We start from the raw sequence: 19,926 nt of genomic DNA, 5'->3' as shown, positions 1-19,926 counted from the left end.
TATTAAAATCTCCCAAGGATGGTCATAACAATGAATGACATACTGATTGTTTATGCAAAAAAAATTCAAGACTACAAAAAGCATTTTGTTAGCTTACTTGAAGACTGCTTAATACAGAAAGACTACGAGCTGACTGTTTGTACCTCACTAAGGGATGCCTATGAGGTAAGTAGCTTAAATCCACGTATTGTAGCTATCTTGTATGATTGGGATGATTTTGGCTTTAGTGAACTACATCATTTTGCAGACCATAACAAATTACTACCTATTTTTGCTATAGCGAATAAACATACCTCAGTAGATATTGAGCTTAGGGACTTCGATCTTACCTTGGATTTTTTACAGTATGATGCCAGTTTGCTTAAAGAAAGCTTTAAACGCATCTTACTGGCTATAGAAAAGTATAGACAAGCCATTTTGCCACCATTCACTAAAGCCTTGATGAGCTACCTTGATGAATTGAATTATTCATTTTGTACTCCAGGACATTTAGGAGGAACCGCCTTTCAAAGGACACCAATAGGTGCCACATTTTATGATTTTTTTGGCAAAAATATTTTTTCTGCTGACTTGTCGATTTCGATTGAGGAACTGGGTAGCCTCCTAAACCATTCTGGACCACAAGGAGAGGCGGAAGAATTTATTGCTCATGTCTTCGGTAGTGACCGCTCTTTAATTGTGACTAATGGCACCTCAACATCAAACAAAATAGTAGGCATGTATTCAGCCACATCTGGAGATACGGTTATTGTTGATCGTAATTGCCATAAATCAATTGCTCAGTTTTTAATGATGGTTGATGTAATTCCCATTTATTTAAAACCAATGCGCAATACCTATGGCATCCTTGGAGGTATCCCTGAGTCCGAATATACCGAGGAAGCGATACGAGATAAAATTGCGGAACATCCCGATGCCAAAACCTGGCCTGTTTACGCAGTGATTACCAATTCAACTTATGATGGCATCTTGTATCAAGTCGAAAAGATCCAAAACCAGCTCAAAATACCTCATTTGCATTTTGATAGCGCATGGATACCTTATACTAAATTTCATCCTATTTACGCCAAAAAATTTGGTTTATCCTTAACACCAGACAAAGAACAAGTGATTTTTGAAACTCAATCAACGCATAAATTACTAGCGGCTTTTAGCCAATCAGCAATGATCCATATCAAAGGTCATTTTGATGAAGACATCCTCAATGCCAATTATATGATGCATACCAGCACCTCGCCTTTTTATCCCATTATAGCAAGTTGCGAAGTTTCTGCTGCCATGATGGCAGGGAATACGGGATATTACTTAATTAATGATGCCATTGAATTGGCTTTGGATTTTCGTAAAGAAATAATCCGGCTAAAAAAGCAAAGCTCTGATTGGTTTTTCGATGTTTGGCAGCCGGCTCAGATAAAGCACGCTGAATGTTTTCCCTTAAAATTCGATGAAACTTGGCATGGTTTTCACCATGTGAGTAACGATTATTTATTTTTAGACCCCATTAAAGTCACAATTCTTTTACCAGGAATTAAAAACGATACCTTAGATGATTGGGGTATTCCTGCAAGCATAGTGGAACAATACTTAGAGTCCCATGGTATTGTTGTTGAAAAAACAGGCCCTTATTCCATGCTGTTTTTATTTAGCTTGGGAATTACTCGCGCTAAATCTATGGCTTTATTAGCGGCCTTAAATAAATTTAAGCAACTTTATGATGAAAATGCTTCTGTCAAAACATTACTACCCAAGCTTTATCAAGAACATCCTGAGTTTTATGAGCGTATGTCCATTCAAACATTAACCCAAAAGATGCATGACTTAATTAAAAAGCATAATCTACCCAGCATGATGTATCACGCCTTTGATTCTCTACCTCAAGTGATTATGACTCCACATCGCGCGTATCAAAAACTCATACGTAAAGAGATTAAACTGGTTCCTTTAGAGCAATTAAAGGGTGAGGTCTGCGCTGCCATGGTATTACCCTACCCACCAGGCATTCCCTTAATTATGCCGGGCGAACAAATTACTGACGCTTGCCATCCTATTCTGGATTTTCTACTCATGCTAGATGACATTGGCCAAGCTTTACCTGGTTTTTCAACGGAAATCCATGGTGTGATAACAGGAAAAGACGGTAAAAGATATGTGCAAGTGATTGATGGTCTATACTCATCTTAAAATTGCTAACTGTAATCTAAAGAACTGTGACTATTCTCAGTGAAGGAATAGGTCGGCTCCTCTTAGTGAGAAAATTGCTGACTATGTTTTTAGCCTGGGCGCAAACAAGTCGCAAATTTTGCGCTAAAATTCAAAATAAGATGCAATCTAGCGCAAAAATCATTTGACTTGAGGAAACTTTGTCTTAAATCCAGGAAGGAACGCTATGAGAAACTATGATCGTATTAATGCTCTGCCCCCCAAAGACATAGATAAAATGCACGCCTATATTATTGGTGGCGGTTTAGCAGGTCTTTCTGCGGCAATCTCCTTAGTGACTGATGCTCATATGCCCCCCGCTAATATCACCATTTATGACTCTCTCCCTCTCATGGGGGGCTCGATGGATGGCGCAGGAGATTCTATCAAGGGTTACACCTGCAGAGGGGAACGCGAGCTTGAAGCAAGGATGGAGTGCCTCTGGTATATTTGTAGCAAGGTTCCTTCCATTCAGACGCCAGGCATGACTGTTCTTGACGAAACACATTATGCCAATCTGCGTGAACCCATTTATTCCAAGTTTCGTCTGATGCATAAACAAGGACAACTCTACGATTACTCCGGGCCACTAATGTCCGTACACGACAGCAAACGAATGGTAGAACTCCTACTGACCCCAGAGGAGGAACTGGAAGGTCTCTCCGCGGCAGACTGGTTTAGCCCCGACTTTACCCAATCAGTCTTCTGGTATTGCTGGAGCACCATGTTAGCCTTCAGGCCATACCATTCTCTGATTGAAGTCAGAAGATACCTCGCTCGGTTCATGATGTACACCAGCTGTGTTACCCACTTGTCTAATATCTTACATACTGAATATAACGAATATGACTCAATTATTAAACCGATGCAGGTGTGGTTGAACTCTCTTGGTGTCAACTTTAAACCCAATACCACAGTGACTGATATTGAAATCATTGAGAACTCAGGCGAGACCGTTGTAACCGGACTGTCATTAACGGACTTAAATGGAGCAAGCAAGATTGATTTAAATAGAAGCGACCTCGTTTTTTTTACTAGTGGCTCACTAACACAAAATGCCGCAATGGGGGACACGAACTCAAGAGCCCAACTGAATAAAGATACGAAGGATAGAGGTTGCTTCACTCTCTGGGAGAAACTAGCTGCCAAGAATAAAAAATTTGGCAATCCATCTGCTTTTTTATCTGAGATTGAAAAAACTAATTTTGTTAGCTTTTTCCCGACAATAAAAGGCGATCGCACATTCTTTGATTTTATAGAGGCCAAAACAGGGAATGCCGCCGGGACGGGAGGAGCAATGACAATTGTTGATTCCAGTTGGAAATTAGCCTTTGTTTTGTATAACAAATATTTTCCCAACCAACCACAGGATGTGAATGTTTTTTTTGCTTACGGCCAATGCAGCGATGTCCCTGGCGATTTTATTAAAAAGCCAATGAAAGAATGCACCGGCACAGAACTGTTTACAGAACTTCTTTACCATTGCGGCTGCAACGAGGCTCAAATGCAACAAATACTGGCACACTCCAAGGTATCCACGGCCATGATGCCCTATGTCACCTCGCAGTTTATGCCTCGCAAAATTAGCGACCGCCCCAAAGTTATCCCTGATGGCTGCGTTAATCTGGCGTTCCTAGGACAATTTGTTGAATTACCACTTGATGTTGTCTTTACAGTAGAGACTTCCGTTCGTACAGCACTGATGGCGGTATGGGGACTAACTGGATTACAAAAACCCATGATCCCAGTTTATGAACCGACTTATGATATTCGAGTTATTGTCGACACGTTAAAAGCCAGTTTAGGTATAGAAGAAATCTCGCTTTCGACTCTTCCGTTGATTTTAAGCTCGGCACCATCGCTGACCTTGCTGTGGAGTAGACTCAATAACTTGCCAAAACCGCTGATCTGATCAAGATTTGCAATATGTAGAAATAAGTCAGGCGCAGGTTTTCTTTTCTCTACGATGTCGACGGAAAAAAGATTGTCTTCATCAAAATACGAGTTCAAATGGGTTAGAGAGAGCGTGTGCGTAATATAGGGTTTATCAGCATTGGAGGCGACACAAATTTTATAATCATTATTCACCAACATTTGCAATACTTGTTCAATTCCCAACACAGCCTTTAATTGAACTAAATACGCGTTTTCGGTGAGTGCTCGAATCCTATTCACATCGTCACTAGTTATTATTTTTGCCAGAATATTTTCTTGTCTAAGATAAAAAAATTGAATCGAATCGTCTATGCTGACAGAAATACCTTTGTTGGCAAAATAAGAAGCACATTGCTCATGCCATATCACCTCGCTATCAACTAACACTCCATCGTTATCAAAAATAATCAACTCAGGTTTGATATGGCGCTCAGAGTCCATACGATAGCCCTATAAAAATTAAGAAGCAATTATATTCTAGCTATAAAATTCATCGAAACGACATCAAGTCCCTGCTGAAAAATGCGGGGACAGGTCTATCTATCGAGGTTATGCAGAAGGACATATGCTGTTAAGACTCAGTTCAGGCTCCGGCTCTTTGTCAGAACACTCATAACCCGCCCTAAAGAAGCCAATACCAGAGGCAATGGAAGCCAGGCCAAGACCTCCTACAACAACTCCAGCCACACCCAATGTGGCTGCATTTAATGAGGTAAAAGCAACAGTCAGCGCAACAAGACCTAAAGCAATCATAAATCCGGAAGCAATACGAAAATCAATATAAGCAAACAGAATATCCAAGCACCCGATACCCCTGCCATTACAATTTTGCAGCGCCTCAGTAGGTTGAACAAACCATTCTGGTTGACTTTCAGGAACCATTACAACATGGGCTTCACTACCATCTTCGTTTATCATAGTTCCAGAAGGATACATGGATTTTGCTATTTTTTGGCTTTCAAGAGTCAACTCATAGCCAAAGCTATTGTCTTCGCGCTCTTGTAATTCATACACTAAATCGTTAGTTATCGCGGCACAATATCCTGTAACACTGGTGTAACGAATCCAGGCCTTCAGCAATGCGTTTTGCCATGATGCTTCTTGCCATGGTTCGAATTGATGGCCGCCACTTTGGCCATACAACTCGAGTTGTGATTCAATTGCAGTTCTATGGTCTTTGTCTGTTTTAATGGTAAGACGGCCGTGGGGAGCGCTCTCCGCAAAGGTTAATTGAAAGGTTACAAAGTATTGTTCCTCTTCATCTGGGTGAGACACGGAATACATTCCGCTACAACTTGCTAATATAGGTTTCATTAGTGGCCCATCCCTTAACGTTGTTGGATACTCCTGACGATAATCAGGAAGACTACTCTTCTTAGCGATTTTATCGTTAGAGTAAATGCGAAGCAAATTCCTATTAGCACTCTTTGTTCCTTCAGGAGTTACTCTATAAGCATCCATATTATAAATATGCAAAGTCACACTGGTGCCATCACCTACCCCTTTTCTGCGTTTGAGTTGATGCACAAAATTACTGTCTAAATTATCGCGATTATAATCCAAACGATGTCTATCGGCACTTCGGATTAATTGAGCCGTATTCTCTCCTGTAGGCTGATAATATTTTTCCGATATGGGTCCCTCAAGAACGATGACTGTTCCCTTATATTGGTGATCATGAATGGAAGTCTTTTGTCGTGGAGCAAAGGCAAATACCCATATGGAAAAAGGATTATCTTTATCAGGATGATCATAAACGAGATAACGGCCAATGCTGGTGGACTTATCTGAAGTAGGATCTAAGGGAGTGTAAATAGAATGGTCTAAAGTTAATTTGCCTTCTTGTAGTAGCTTTGGCAATAACTCGGAAACGCTATCATAATTCACCACAGTCAACTTATTAATTTCCTGCGTGATCGCCTCTTTATTTTTCTGCTCAGTCAAAGCAAATTGAATCACTTGATTTAATCGACAGACAAAGCGCTGGATGTCAGTAAATTGGGTATAACCATAATGAGCAGTAACGCGGATATTATTAGGTTTTCTGACATCAATCTCAAATTGACCAAGCTCGTTTTTCTGTTTTAATAACTCTTCAATTTGCTGTACATCAGTGACTCCGTTCACGCGAAAGACCAACATTGCTCCACGTTGTTTAGGATTGCCGGGAGTAATAAATTGAATTTTATCGCCTAAGTGTTCGTTTAAACTGGCTTGCAAGTAGCGGGTCAAACACTCTGACTTCACCATCAGTCTATCCCAACCAATGGCACTCATTTTTTTTATAAAGGATTGTATTGGTGCAATGGCTACTGGAGATACATTGCTTGTTCTAAATGCCCAAGCCCCTGATTGGTACATAATTTGAGGGTTAAAGCCATTAATATGAGCAAAGACCTGATTTGAAAGGGCAGCCTTCCAACCTTGAATGGGTTTATAACGTTGTAAATCTGCTTTCTTATTGACATAAAAGCCAAAACCACTACCGGCAGTACCACCACAATGTTTATAACCACAACCCACCGCATAAGTGACTAGAGGCAATGCGGCCAGATTAATCGTCCTATTGCCTACAGTGTGGGCAAAATCAAGTCCCACTTTAATATCGTAGCTTACAATTTCATCTTGTAATTGAGATAATATGTAGGGAATATCCAAGCGCTGCCCAGTCCCAAAAATGACATCAGATAAATGTAGTATTTGAATTTCATGGGCGTGTTCTTTCACCTCGGCAATAATCTTATCTTCTGAAAATAAGCCATTCTTATCAGGCTGAAGTTTGAGAATTAACGCACCGGGTTCCGGTTTTGTTTTGTCATCAAACACTTCAAAGCCAGCAGCATTATCAATACCTCGAGCAATAATTGAATGTACTATTGCTTGGTCTGAAAAAAACTCTGTAGCTAAATGGCAAATTTTGGTTTGTCCCCGCTGCCAATCTTTTAACAGGGGTTTGTAAAAGGTATCAAGTAGGTTAGCTAAGTTATCGGATAGACCCTTTTGGGTAAAAACAAACTCCGATAAATCAGCAAAACCTAACATTTTCTGCATGGCTAGCAGCGCTTCTTCATCTATATCACAATCAAACCAATTACCCCCATCAGTTTTAGTCTCGGGGAAATGGCCTGCATGTAATTTATCACGTTGCAGATTATACGTTTTTGCAATTTCTTCCTTAGCAGGTCGAAATGCAGGGCCTAATGAGTGCCCAGCAAATGCGGTGACTTCACCCAATTCGAAACAGTCTTTTAACTCGTCTTTAAGCGGATCTTGGGCATCCAGGTGCTTCGCAAACTCTAAAGAGAATCTCGATGGCTCCTCGTTAATCCTCCGCATAAATTCTTCAGCATCCAAACTCACTAATTGACTTAACTCTTCCTTATTAATCATAGTCGTTCCCAAAATTAGTTGTTTTTTACCACGAGCAGTATATTACTTATCCTGATGCCTTACTAATGTTGCTATTTGCTCTTAAATAAGAGCTTGAAATGACCTCATCCCGGAATAGACCGCTATCTTATTTCTAATTGGTTCAACTGCGTAGGTAATGGTAGATTGGTTGGGTTCTTTTACTTAAAACAAGTCCCTTCCTGCTGTATGTGACGACAAGGCATAGATTTTCTTATTAAATAAGCGGCAAAACTCAGCAAAAAACCCTCTCGCGACAACCATTGACTGGAATAAATAGAGCTTGGTCTGTGCATGAATGGTATGAATATCGTCTGGTTGTAAATGGCGTCGCAAATGCTCTAAATATTCTGGATGCTCTAACCAACGTCGCAGCAAGTGGACATCGACTTCCAAATGAAATTGCAGCCCAATGATATTATCACGGTGGCAAAACGCTTGAACGCACCGGCTGTTTTCCAAAAGGATTTTTGTTCCTGGGGCTATCTGGTTTGCAAATTGGTGCCATTGAAAAACATGTGTTGGCTGCTCAAATGGTCTAAATAACTCGTGTTCGCCACATTTGTCTATCTTTGTCCATCCAAATTCAGGTTTGTTTAAAGCATAACAGCGCCCTCCTAAAGCCAAATTCAACAATTGTGAACCTAAACATATGCCTAATATGGGCACTTCTTTAGCAATAGCTACCTGCAATAATTCTATTTCGTGAATTAGATGAGGGTACAAGTCAATCTCACTGGGATGCATGGCGCCACCGAGAACAACAATGCCATGATAACGATTCATATCGACTCGTTGATGTGGGTCTCTGGCAAAATTGACATAACGCACACGCAGCTTCATCCTCTTTAAGGTGTGAATAATGATACCCAATGGTTCATAAGGAGAATGTTGTACAACCAAAATTCGTGTCATTATCAAATTTTTTCAGTTATTTATTTTAAGTATAGCCTGATGTATATGATAAAGTTCAATACCTCACCGTCCCCCCTGGATTGCTCCGCTGTGCTCCCAAGCTACATTTTCCCATGCTCTTATCTCAAACTCACGTTAAGTTAACACCATTAAGACAGACAGAGCGTAGACAAATCTGAGTTGTTGAGTGTACAGTGAAGCATTATAATTTGATTAAATTTCCCAATAAATCATAACCCATACCCTATTATTTTGGCGGATCGATCGAATGAAATGGTTTTTGTGTCTACTGTCTCTTTTAATTTTTATTGCACAACCACTGCAAGCAGAGGGCGAACCACTTCGCGTCGCTGTAGACCCTATTAACCCGCCTTTTATAATGCAAGGGGCTAATAATCAATTCTATGGTTATGATATTTCGATGATGGAGTATATTTGCCACACGATAGAGCGCACCTGCCAGTTTATTCCGATTCGCTTTAATCAAATCCTTAATGCCGTCAATAGCAAAAAAGTTGATGTAGCTGCCAGCTCCATTGGCATCACAACAGAACGGGCAAAATTGGTTAATTTCTCATTACCTTATCTAGTAAGTTATGCACGCTTTATTGGCCCTAAGGCCTATGCACAGCAACACTTTAGCTTAGGCCTGTTCAACGACAAAAAAATAGGTGTTACTGAGGGCTCTGTTTTTCCAGAATTCATCAAAAAGATCGGTGTAAAAAAGCCAATTACCGTCCCATATACTAACTTAAATGACATGGTCGATGCCCTGTATCGTGGTAAGATTAATTTCGGCTTTATGGATGAACCCTCTGCACTGTATTGGCAAACTCAATCCTCGGGGAAACTCGTCGTGCTGGGCAAATCCTTTAGTTACGGTCTTGGTTTAGGTATTGCCGTGAATAAAGAAAATCTAATTTTATTACAAGCAATTAATAATGCTTTGCTAAAATATCGAGAAAGTGATGATTTCAAAAAAAATTATCATGCCTATATAGAACACGTCCATATGTAGATGAAGTCCCTAATTGGCTGGAGCAACTCTCCACCTCCCAACCATTATTCATCATGACAAAACGAAGTATGGCTCGCTTTTATTTATGAACAACAACATCTGCGCGCCAAGATCCTGAGCCAAAGCGTCGCGACAGTGCTGCGTACCCCCTCATCAAATCGAACGCTACGGACAAAATCAAATGCGTTTGTCTGCGTAAAGCAAGAGGATGGGTAGAGCGAGTAAATCATAATTTGTTGTTCCTAAATCAATTTGCTCAGAGCTATTCGGAACATTTCTCACATAGTTAACTATACTAAAATTTATCAAGTTTGATCTTTGTTTGGTCTTAAAGAACGCATGAATTAACCTCGTTACAGTACCTTTGTGCTTATTTATTGAAAAGCATCCAGCTCTAGGAGATATCTATGTCAACAATCCTAATCATTTCTGTCAAATTTTTCATGTCCTAGAACGTTTATGAAAAGATGCTTTTTTTGCGCCGTATCGATTTATTATTCGAAATATTCATTTTTAGGAAGAATCTATAGCTCTGTTTAAACGCCAACAAATATTCAAAATAGAGGCGGCCATTAATTATGTCTTAAGCTTTTATATGTATCATTTGTTGATAAAATATTTCCCTATCAGGACAAAATGAAGACTAAATCAGAAAAAAAAGTTGGCCTTTTTTATCATGCAACAGCGAAAGCAAATCTAAACAGTATTTTGTTGAAAGGACTAAGAATAGAGCAAAGAGGTAAGAATCCTTATGGCTTAGACACGGGTGTAGATTATGCCGAAGTCTATAACGGTTCCGCAATTATCGAAAAACCACCATGTATTCATTTAACTTCGTCATATGGAACAGCCAAAAGTTATAAGGAAATGATTGAAGACGGTACAAAATCAAAAGCGGTTATTATTAAAGTCAGGTTAAATTTAACAACGCATAAATTGATACCCGATCCAGAGTCAGATGAAAATTCTTTTTACTGTATAAAAGATATCCCTGCTGTATGGATATCAGTTAAAGAGAACAATATTTTGCGAAAAAGAAGTGCCCCTTCTAAGAATGCCCCCTCATCCACAGCCCATATGTTAGTGCATCTAAATCCATTGTTACCTCCAGTATCCTCACTACCAGAACTGCCCACACTGCCAACGCGTTCATCATCGCCAACAGGTTCATCATCGGCAGAACCTTTATCAGAGTCAGAACTTACATCTCCTCTAGATTATTTATCACCGCAAGATCTTTCATTTTTGCAAGATCAGTTATCTTTAACTGATTTTTTATCTCAGTTCGAGCAATCGCCAGATCAAGAGCGGTCATCAACGCTTTGCTTATAACTCGAATTAATGCCATATGACCGTAGGGAGTTGCTGAGGCAATTTCTGAAGGTCTTAATGAGCATGAGCTTGTCATATGGCCTGTATAACTTACCGGTTCCAGTTATGGCATAAGTCGCAATTTATTTTTTACCATATAATTTGCCGTACCGAAGAAATTAGGTCACCCACTAAATTCCAAGTGTCGTGAAAAAACGGCTTTGGCGAATTTTTTGACTCTTTAAAAAAAGCAATGCGAGATAATAAGAAATTTTTTTCTCTATACCGTACTTTTCGCACGGATAAAAACTCACTTAATAAAGCAAATTACCTCCATTTTAAGTCCTTATATTTCCCTCTAATTCGTAAAAAAAAGCGACACTAAGTTGTAAAATTATCTATATATTGTATAATTTGCAGCATATTGTTTAATTTTTGGTGCTAATTCATGAAATATTATGTTGTGATCGGTCATAAAAAGGGGGAATCCGTAAATGGTTCTTACGGGGAGAAATATGAGTGTGATTGGATTGAGATGATCGAGAGAAATGATCCCTATTCTCCCAATGACTATCCACCAGGCGCCCATCAGTTTTTTGGCTATCTAGACGTTAATTTTAATGAAAGCGTGCAATATGGACACAGAGCAACAAAAACCCAAGAGGCATGGCTAATTGGACGACATAGAATTACTCGTATGCTCGATTTTGGAAACTTCGGCTACCAGTTTGTTAGAAACGACTATACCAAACGGATTCAATTTCCAGACAGAATTACAATATCTTTTGATAAGAAAATAAACGATAACAGCGTTAATAGCCCATTTACCGATGCCCAAAGAGTTGATATTGAGCTCACCGAGCTCCATGAGCAGATCATCAATTGTTATGATAAAGAATGTGATATCGATCCCGTAGTATTTAAATTAGCAAAATTTGACAACTATGGTGATGCCTATATTGATCTACAAGAGATCAAGAATTACCAGGATTTTAAGCTGCACATCGATCATTTTATACACTTTATGAGGAATTATCCTAATTCTAATATCTTTTTAGTGTGCAAACGTGAGCATGAATTAGAAATAAAAAGTCTGTTAAGCAACATCATTAGAACAGAGCATTTAACAAACTATTTTGAATTTTGTGATCCCAATTTTGAACGCCGATCTCCTGGTTATAGAGGAGTAAAAAGCGGAGCGCCACTCTCAGAATACGATACATTTTCGGAAACAATCGATGAGTTTTTTAACGAAGCCGAGTTTGCTAAAAACCCCAATAATGAGAGAAATTTTTTTAACGTTCCCTTTAGAAAAGCGAAAATTACAATTAATAACAATTGGGATGTGTATAAGGCTTCGGAGAAATTTAAAAAATTTCTGCAACATAACCCTAATATCACGCTTGAAATTGCAGGAATTGTAGACCTACAACAACTTATCCAGTTTATTCATGATAATAAAATAAAAGCCAATATCGTTTTAACCAACTCACCAAACAATGAAGCATTACAAGCAGTAATCGCTCGCAATAGAGCCGATGAAATACAAGCCAGAATCCACCATCATGGCTATGATGATATAGAATCTCCTGTAGCAGAAGAACAAGAGAATGAAGAATATAGATTAATCCTTGAAAAATATCTGCCGCAAAAATTGAATTTAGCTAATGTGCAGAATCAAAATGCAGACCTGCAAGTAGGGCAAAATCAGAATCAAAACCAAAATCAAAACCAAAACCAACAACTTCGCCAAAGTAATAATGCTCCTTATGAGCCAACAAAACTGGAAATAAACAATAAGTCATCGATTCCTGACGTAAGCTTTGCAATACAAGACAGTCTATTAAAAAGCTTAATTGGGTTACCATTTCAAAGTCCAGACAACGCCCCTCAAACTGAAACCAATATCAACTACTTATTTGCGATAATGGAACAAATTATTGACGCCTCCCCTGCAAGTAAGGATTGTTATTGCCCTCTAAGTTATAGCGTTGAAGAGCTAGTCCCTGGAGCTTTTTATGTTCCCAAAGAAAAGGTAAGAGACATTCCACATCCTAGGGATGGTTTTAACGAGAACCGCAACACATTATTCTTTTCTCCGCCTTACGCCTCAATAGCGATTAAAAAAGACAAATATGCCTTTAAGCCCTTCCATCGTCCAACGGATACCAATGTTCCGGCGGTATCTTATGGATTAGCACCTGAAATTCAGCGCAACAAGTTTCTTACCCGATTACTAGGGAACTATGAAGATGAATTTCAACAAACAAGAATTAATCTATTGATCAATAAGTTACATGCGAAAAGGGGCCAAGCCGGTATAGATTTACTGACCAAATCACTTTATGCATTAAAGTTTAAAAATCCAACAACTTATCAGTCGCTAGTAGATCATTATTTACTCACCTCAAATGATTTTAGCGAGTTTGTGGATGATCATCGATATCTAGCAACCTTTGATGCTCTTGCGAAATTAAAAGATCAGAAAAAAATAGATTGGTGGAACAAGCTGGTAGAAGTTCAGTGCCGAAGTAACTCCCATTTTGACCTTAACCACTTGTTTTCTCAGTTCACCAGTTTCTGGGAAGACATGGACAAACTGCAAAAGTTTATCCCGATTCCAGAACAATTTCCATTTGATGATTTTGCCGATGCCGGTATTACTCTTGGAAAAATGTATCGCATCATGATCAAAGCACGAAATCGCTTTGAGCAAATCAAAAGCTTCGAAGGAGGAAATATTTCTCATGCTTATATGCTCTTTGACTTGTTCAATAGCTCAATGTACAGCAAAGAAATGGATAATTACTGTATCTCGTTAACAAAGCAACTGAGAGCAGAAGATGCTTTTGACAAAGGCCAATTGAAAGAAACCTATTTTTCTACGAACAAATTAGCAGAACTAGCTAATGATCGAAATGTATCCCTGGATGAACTAAAAAGTTACTTATACGTATTCGCTGCGGTTAATGGCAATACCGAAAAGCATAATAATTCAGATCTAGCATTTTATCGTGCATTATTTAACGCCATTGAAACAAGCATACAAGATAAATACTTTTCTGCTGAACAAAAGAAAGTACTTTACTCAACCATCATGCTGTTTGCTGCATATGGCAACAACAGCACCAAAGAGCGCATGACTCAAGATATTAGAGCGCTTATTAACCAGAGCAATCCTATTAAATGCTGTGAAGACATTTGGGGCATATTTAATGGAGGAGCCGTCAGTAAGTTTTTTAGCACCCAAGACAGCAATGGCAAGATGGTCAATAGTGACGTAATGCCCTCTTTACATACCATAGTAACGCTTACTCAAAAAGCCCCAGACTATAGAGCAATAATACAGCAAGCTACGGGCTTAATCGTAGAAAATAAAGCGCTATCACCTGCTTTACAAAAGATAATGAGGGATGCTCCTGAACGCCTTAAGTGCTTTGACTATGATCCTGATTACTTAGCCAATCCGCAGAATGACCGAGAAGGCCTAATTCAATCCCTATTTTTAATCACTGTTGCGCTTAATCAAAACTATAGAGATTCATGCTCGCAGGAAGAATACAATCAATTTGCATCCAAGCTGCGCTCATTAGATATGACTCATTTAAGCTATTTGAATCAGTCATTCCTTGATATAGATTTTACTCAATTCCCCCAAGATAGCGATTTGTTTAATAGAAAGAGTTGGGATGACGAGTTCTATGTCAAAGCATTAACAGCACAGAGCCTTGATGATGTAATATTTGCACTTCAAGATTGTGGAGCACACTTGGCAACAATAAAGCCAAGTGAAGAGGGTTTATTGTTACGCATAAAGGAACTCGAAAACAAGTTATCATCTCAAGAAGTTAAGAAACTTTATGTAACTAATTATCACACACTGATAGGAAAACGCCTCCGTCGTGCCCTCGGTACCACCGAGCTGACTGATACTTTTTATAATCAATTTGTTAGCGTCGTAGATTCGTCTTTCTCACCACAAGTACTCAAAGCGAGTTATGAGGCTCTTGTGCAAATCATTGATACAACGAAAAAAGACAATTTGGAAAAAATAATACCCATATTACAAGAATTCCCAATAGGAAATACCCAACATAACATCGCTCCTGCTCAGTTATTAAGCGTAACTTCTTTATTGTTGAAACATATCTATCCTATTGAAAGCATTGTAAGTTTCTTAGAGAGCGTCCAAGAAGACTCACCTCAAAATGCCAATGCGAAGCTTCGTTATTTACAAAGTATTTTCGAAAAAACAGTTCAAGAACCGACGTGTCATGAAGGAAATGATACCAAGAAGAAACTAAGTAAGAAAACAACGAATCAAATTAAAGCGTGCATGGAGCTAATGAGCGTCATCGACACTATTGATGCTTCGTTATTTGATAACTTATTCGCTAACTCACAAAGATCCGTGATACCGAAATCTCTGCTTACCATGCCACAATACCTACAATTCCTGGGGGCTTTAGCATCACCAACTAATATTGGCAACGACTTGGTAATCAATGGATTTACAGAAATTAATCACACCCTAGCAGAGCTATTGCTGCAATATCCCAATAGTTTTTCTGATTTACTCGATATAGCAACCTTTGATGCAGAACTGATAATTAAGCTCTCTTTTAGCAACCGCAATGAACTCAGTTTAATTGCAAAAATTTGCAAAAATGAAGTCTCATTGAATTCAAGAAAGACGGAGCAGCCAGCGGAACACTATAAGCAAGAATTTGCCCAAAACATACAAATTCTGCTTGATAAGCAATTAGATTTAGATCCGTTTTATAGTAAAGCTCAATTAGCTCAGCCATCTGCTGATGTTTTGGTTCAATTATTGAATCGTTATAATGACAACGTCGCTAAAGCGCTTCACCACTATGAAAAAGATCCGTGGTTTAAACGACCTCACAAAAAGAAAGATCTCTTTGGCAATAATCAAGTAGATGATAAAGAATTAGCCTATCAAACTGGCTTCTTTGATATGAGTAAACAGAATGATGTATTAGATCAAATTACTCGTAAAGACTCAGGATTTGAAAAGTCAGTCAGAAAAAATTTACTGTTCACTCTCTCTTCTTACATCAACGAGTTAGGTTATCGTCTACCAGCGTTTGAACATGCTGAGGCTGGTCGATTGATTGATGTACCAGTAAGAAAACTCTCTGACGAAGAATTAAAAACTGAGTTTGAACAAATAAAACATGACATTGCTCGCTTGAGGCATCAAAAGCAAGATAACATTTGGCAAGATAAAAAATATCAGCGCTCCGTTTGTAAACTGTTAGCCATTATTAGAGAGGCAATGTATAGAAATGGGGAGAAAAACGCCTATTCAACACAGGTAGATGCGATCCTTCTCGCACTGCTTGCTGGCGATTATCAATATGCCATGCAAATCAACACCGGTGAAGGAAAAGCCATCATCGCAACGGCGATTGCGATCGCTTTGCAAACCACTACAGAGAAACAAATCGTTATCACGACATCCAACTTAAGTTTGGCGGGTAGAGATGCAGGAGTTTATAATCGATTCATCGAATGGTTTGGGGTAGCGCACGAAACCATCTCTGCAACCACAAAAGACAAAAGCAAGTTACAGGCAAAAATCATTCATACCACTGGAAATGATTTTGCTCTATGTCATGGTAAAGACGTAGTAATCAATAACAGCAATAGAATCTACCTCAATGATGAGTATGATTACACGATGTCTCATTTGACACCGGCAATCAATTCACAGTCAAAACCTAATGAAGAAGAAAATTGGTGGATCTATGAGGAGATTCTCGCTTACGTCGCCAAAATGGATAAGAAAGAGGCAAAAAGAAAACCAGAGCAACAAGTTCAGGGAGTGATTGTAAAATTACTCCAGCAATTTGGTGATAAAATTCATGAGATTGAACGAGAACTTGCACACAGACTATTTGAGGTAGACCAAAACGAAGAACACCTCTCACCAGAAGAACAAATGGTAAAAAGGGAAGCTGTTGAAAAAGAGTGTAATGAACGCATAGAGTTTTACGCAAAACGTATTGCCAAACTCAATGATGCTAAAACAGAGGAACAATTTGATATATTAATTGACTCGGCAATAATTGCACAATTTGTTCTGAAAAAAGGAGAGGGTTACGAAGTCATCGATCAGCTTGAAAACGGGAAACTTTTAAAGAAAGTAGTGCCAACCGAAGGCGGAAAACCGATCACTGAAGGCGATGTACTGTATATGTATGGGATCCATCAATTTTTAATTCAAAAAACAATTGTGGAATATAAGGAAGCTGGCGATCCCAGTGAATTTATAAAACCATCAGAACTTGAGTCAACCACTTATTTTAACAACTATTCGACTCAAGCTGGAAGTAAATCAATTGGCATTACAGGAACCGTACCTAAAAACAAATATAAGATGTATGAAGCGCTTATCGGTGGAGGAAAATCAGACGTTATTCCACCTCATCAAGTAAGTCAAAGAGTAGATGCGGTTCCATTCGAAAAACTCAGTGATATAAAAGTTGGTCATGATCATGTATGCCAAACTGAAGAACAATTAATAGCGAAACTAATCAGGGAAATTACTGCTCATAATGGCCCTGCGTTAGTGTATTGCAATAATAAAAATGTCTGTGAAGTACGACGTGATGCACTTATCAAACAATTGGAGAAGCATGGGTATACCGTGCAAATGGTTATCCCTGGAGTCACTGAAGACTTCACTGATGGGGAGAAATTAACCCATGTCGGACGACAAGCTCAAAATCCAAAAACAGTAACGTTAACAGTTGGCGACGGACGAGGGATTGATATAACACCCAAAGGACAAGATGGTCTTCTAACAATCTGTTCGTTTGTACCGGAAACTCCTGAGAAAGTATTACAAATTTATGGTCGCTCTGGAAGAAATGGAAAACCTGGTAAAACCAACTTATTCATATTAGAAAGTGAACTTACAAAATATGGAATTAAATTCAACAACTTAGATGAAGAATTTAAATTCTTAGATGAGCTTAGACATAAGGAATTTGATTTTGCCATCAAGAAAATTGGATTCATGCAGTATGAAATTCAAAAACAGATTAGAGATGAGCATAAAAAGACCACGATCATTGGTTATATGGATGATTTATATAATAAATTATTGCTAAGAGCCGTCGCTGATAAAGTAAAGGGCAAGCGAGGAAATCGAATAGGAGATCATCGAGTTTCTGGTCGATGGGAACCCTTTGTCATGCTCAATGATGAAGAACTAGAAGAGATCTATGAGGAGTTTTGTCAGTCTACTACAGAGAAATTGCTGGATATGCAACTGTACAACATCGATATAAGGAACATTAAAAACTTACAAGACGAATATCACCAAGAAGCCATAGAGGCTATCCAAACAGAAAAAGCTGCTCAAAAAGGCCTTGATAGAGAATTGGCTCGAAGGAAAATAGCACTGCATGCTGAAAAACAGAACCGCAGACTCTCGGGAACTTTACACGATACGGTCGAATTAGCCGATGGTATAGAAATTGATATCACTGATAGACAGATCAGAGACACCTACCGTCAGTTTGCAGTGAATTTAGGCCAGTATGATAAAACAGTATCCATGATGCAAAAATATCTTGGCAGTCATATTGGAGTCTATGGATTTATCAACGAAGACATCTTTGTCCCCTATGAGCGAATATATCAAATATTAGAACAACAAAAACAAATTATTAAGGCATATAAAAAAGAGGAAACGGAAACCTTCTATGAGTATTTGATGTATAATGAATCCTTATATGCCATCGACTTATTGCTTGAAGACATCAATTCAGGTTCGAAACAACATCAAGCGATCGTTGAGAAGCATTTTCAAAATGCAGAACGCTATAACCAGATGGCCAAGAGGGGTATAACCATAGGTGATTACACGCTAGCTCAAATTGAAGAAAAGGCGTTGAGTTATTATAAGAATGGTTCGAACTTATCTTATTGGGAGACTCAGCCTTTTTATGAGCTACAAAGTATTCTCGATAGAAAAGCAGAGCAAACTCAAGAAACCATTGAACGTAGAAAAGAAACAATAATCGATGAATGCGAGACAATCTATCAAGGACTACAAGACAAGATATATACTCATGGAGCACAACCTCTAGGTCAACTCGCAGACAGACCAATGAGCAAAAATGACTCTAAATTAGCGCTCTTATTTTCAATGCTGCAAATGGTAACCAAAGAAGAAAGGAATTCTGAACCGGTCAAAAGAATAGTCAGCGAGATTTCACAAGAAGTGGGTCCCATAGTTGATGAATATAATGGACAGGTCAAAAAGTATAAAGAGATCATTAAACAGCAACGTATTTGTCTCGAACATTTAAAACTAAGTCATAACACAAAAGATAAAGTACATAAGTATGATGAAATGGTCCGTTTTGATGATATTGCTAGCAAAAACATGGTGGCATTTTATCATGATTACGAGAACGTACCCACTACCCTTCATGCCTTAAATGAGGATATAGGTAATGAGCAGCTCTATTTAGCTCAATTAGAAGCCGAAATAGAAAGAAGACGATTGGAAGCAGAGGCAGAGAGAAGGAGATTGGCAGAGGAACGACGTCAACAGGAAGAAAGAAACAGAAGAGGACTGCATATCCATATGGTGCGCAATAAAATAACAACAGCACTGAATGTCCTTAGAGGAAGGATTAATGAAATTGATCATCCTCTGACAGAGGCAATTGACGTCGCCAATACTTTATTAGCTCGCTTAGAAGAGACACAAAATAGCTATTTAATGGATCTTGGACACGCTTTAGAACGTCTTGATTTAACGGTAATAGATTTCACTAATGATCCGAGTATCAATGAGGTTAACCAAGCCTATATACAAGCATGCGAAGGATTGATAAATGATGAGGATACAAGACGTGTATTGGAAAGAGACCTGCATTGGGGACCATTCCTAAATAACCTGCTGAAAACTATTGTGAATGTAATCATTTCAATTGTTACGTTCGGAACAGTGAACAACTTCTTCACTTTAGATAGATCGGAAACAATTCGCACAATTGACGAGGTAGAGCCTAGCTTAAAACCTAATATAGGATGATGAGCTTCAATGGTTGCAAATAAGGGGCTTTAAGGCCCCTTGGTTCATGGAATTAAGCCAA

At 38.7% G+C, this 19,926-nt stretch carries 7 protein-coding genes and 1 pseudogene; 5 read left to right on the top strand and 3 right to left on the bottom strand.

Annotated features, from left to right (window positions below; all coding sequences use genetic code 11):
• Positions 1-30: 30 nt before the first annotated feature.
• Positions 31-2,181: a lysine decarboxylase LdcC gene (gene ldcC, locus LFA_RS01095; protein ID WP_045094554.1), complete on the top strand. Its 2,151-nt coding sequence runs from the start codon at positions 31-33 to the stop codon at positions 2,179-2,181.
• A gap of 205 nt (positions 2,182-2,386) precedes the next feature.
• Positions 2,387-4,111: an oleate hydratase gene (locus tag LFA_RS01090; RefSeq protein ID WP_045094553.1), complete on the top strand. Its 1,725-nt coding sequence runs from the start codon at positions 2,387-2,389 to the stop codon at positions 4,109-4,111.
• A 14-nt stretch (positions 4,112-4,125) separates the two neighbouring features.
• Here the strand turns inward: LFA_RS01090 and LFA_RS20570 are convergent.
• The 3 genes and pseudogenes from LFA_RS20570 to LFA_RS01080 all read right to left on the bottom strand — a co-directional run.
• Positions 4,126-4,575 (bottom strand): annotated as a pseudogene (locus LFA_RS20570) (HAD family hydrolase); the annotation flags it as partial.
• A 108-nt stretch (positions 4,576-4,683) separates the two neighbouring features.
• Positions 4,684-7,524: a kynureninase/PvdN C-terminal domain-containing protein gene (locus LFA_RS20120; protein WP_065814352.1), complete on the bottom strand. Its 2,841-nt coding sequence runs from the start codon at positions 7,522-7,524 to the stop codon at positions 4,684-4,686.
• A gap of 183 nt (positions 7,525-7,707) precedes the next feature.
• Positions 7,708-8,457 (bottom strand): type 1 glutamine amidotransferase, encoded by a 750-nt coding sequence (locus LFA_RS01080; RefSeq protein WP_231865883.1) that lies wholly within the window; start codon positions 8,455-8,457, stop codon positions 7,708-7,710.
• A 268-nt stretch (positions 8,458-8,725) separates the two neighbouring features.
• Between LFA_RS01080 and LFA_RS01075 the strand changes: the two genes are divergently transcribed.
• From LFA_RS01075 to LFA_RS01065, 3 genes are all read left to right on the top strand, one after another.
• Entirely contained in the window at positions 8,726-9,475 is a 750-nt protein-coding gene (locus LFA_RS01075) for a transporter substrate-binding domain-containing protein (RefSeq protein ID WP_045094552.1), read from the top strand.
• 636 nt (positions 9,476-10,111) lie between these two features.
• On the top strand, positions 10,112-10,807 hold the full coding sequence (locus tag LFA_RS01070) for a hypothetical protein (RefSeq protein WP_045094551.1): 696 nt from the start codon (positions 10,112-10,114) through the stop codon (positions 10,805-10,807).
• 427 nt (positions 10,808-11,234) lie between these two features.
• Complete coding sequence (locus LFA_RS01065) at positions 11,235-19,865, top strand: hypothetical protein (RefSeq protein ID WP_045094550.1); 8,631 nt, start codon at positions 11,235-11,237, stop codon at positions 19,863-19,865.
• Positions 19,866-19,926 lie beyond the last annotated feature (61 nt).

It is taken from the genome of Legionella fallonii LLAP-10 (assembly GCF_000953135.1).
GTDB lineage: Bacteria > Pseudomonadota > Gammaproteobacteria > Legionellales > Legionellaceae > Legionella > Legionella fallonii.
Note: the sequence above shows the minus strand (reverse complement) of the source record. Positions and strands in the feature narration are given on the sequence as shown.

Bases quoted from the DNA above. Each gene is read 5' to 3' on its own strand.
- LFA_RS01080 (WP_231865883.1), bottom strand. From the start codon at position 8,457: ATGACACGAATTTTGGTTGTACAACATTCTCCTTATGAACCATTGGGT.
- LFA_RS01090 (WP_045094553.1), top strand. From the start codon at position 2,387: ATGAGAAACTATGATCGTATTAATGCTCTGCCCCCCAAAGACATAGAT.
- LFA_RS01070 (WP_045094551.1), top strand. From the start codon at position 10,112: ATGAAGACTAAATCAGAAAAAAAAGTTGGCCTTTTTTATCATGCAACA.
- ldcC (WP_045094554.1), top strand. From the start codon at position 31: ATGAATGACATACTGATTGTTTATGCAAAAAAAATTCAAGACTACAAA.
- LFA_RS01065 (WP_045094550.1), top strand. From the start codon at position 11,235: ATGAAATATTATGTTGTGATCGGTCATAAAAAGGGGGAATCCGTAAAT.
- LFA_RS01075 (WP_045094552.1), top strand. From the start codon at position 8,726: ATGAAATGGTTTTTGTGTCTACTGTCTCTTTTAATTTTTATTGCACAA.
- LFA_RS20120 (WP_065814352.1), bottom strand. From the start codon at position 7,524: ATGATTAATAAGGAAGAGTTAAGTCAATTAGTGAGTTTGGATGCTGAA.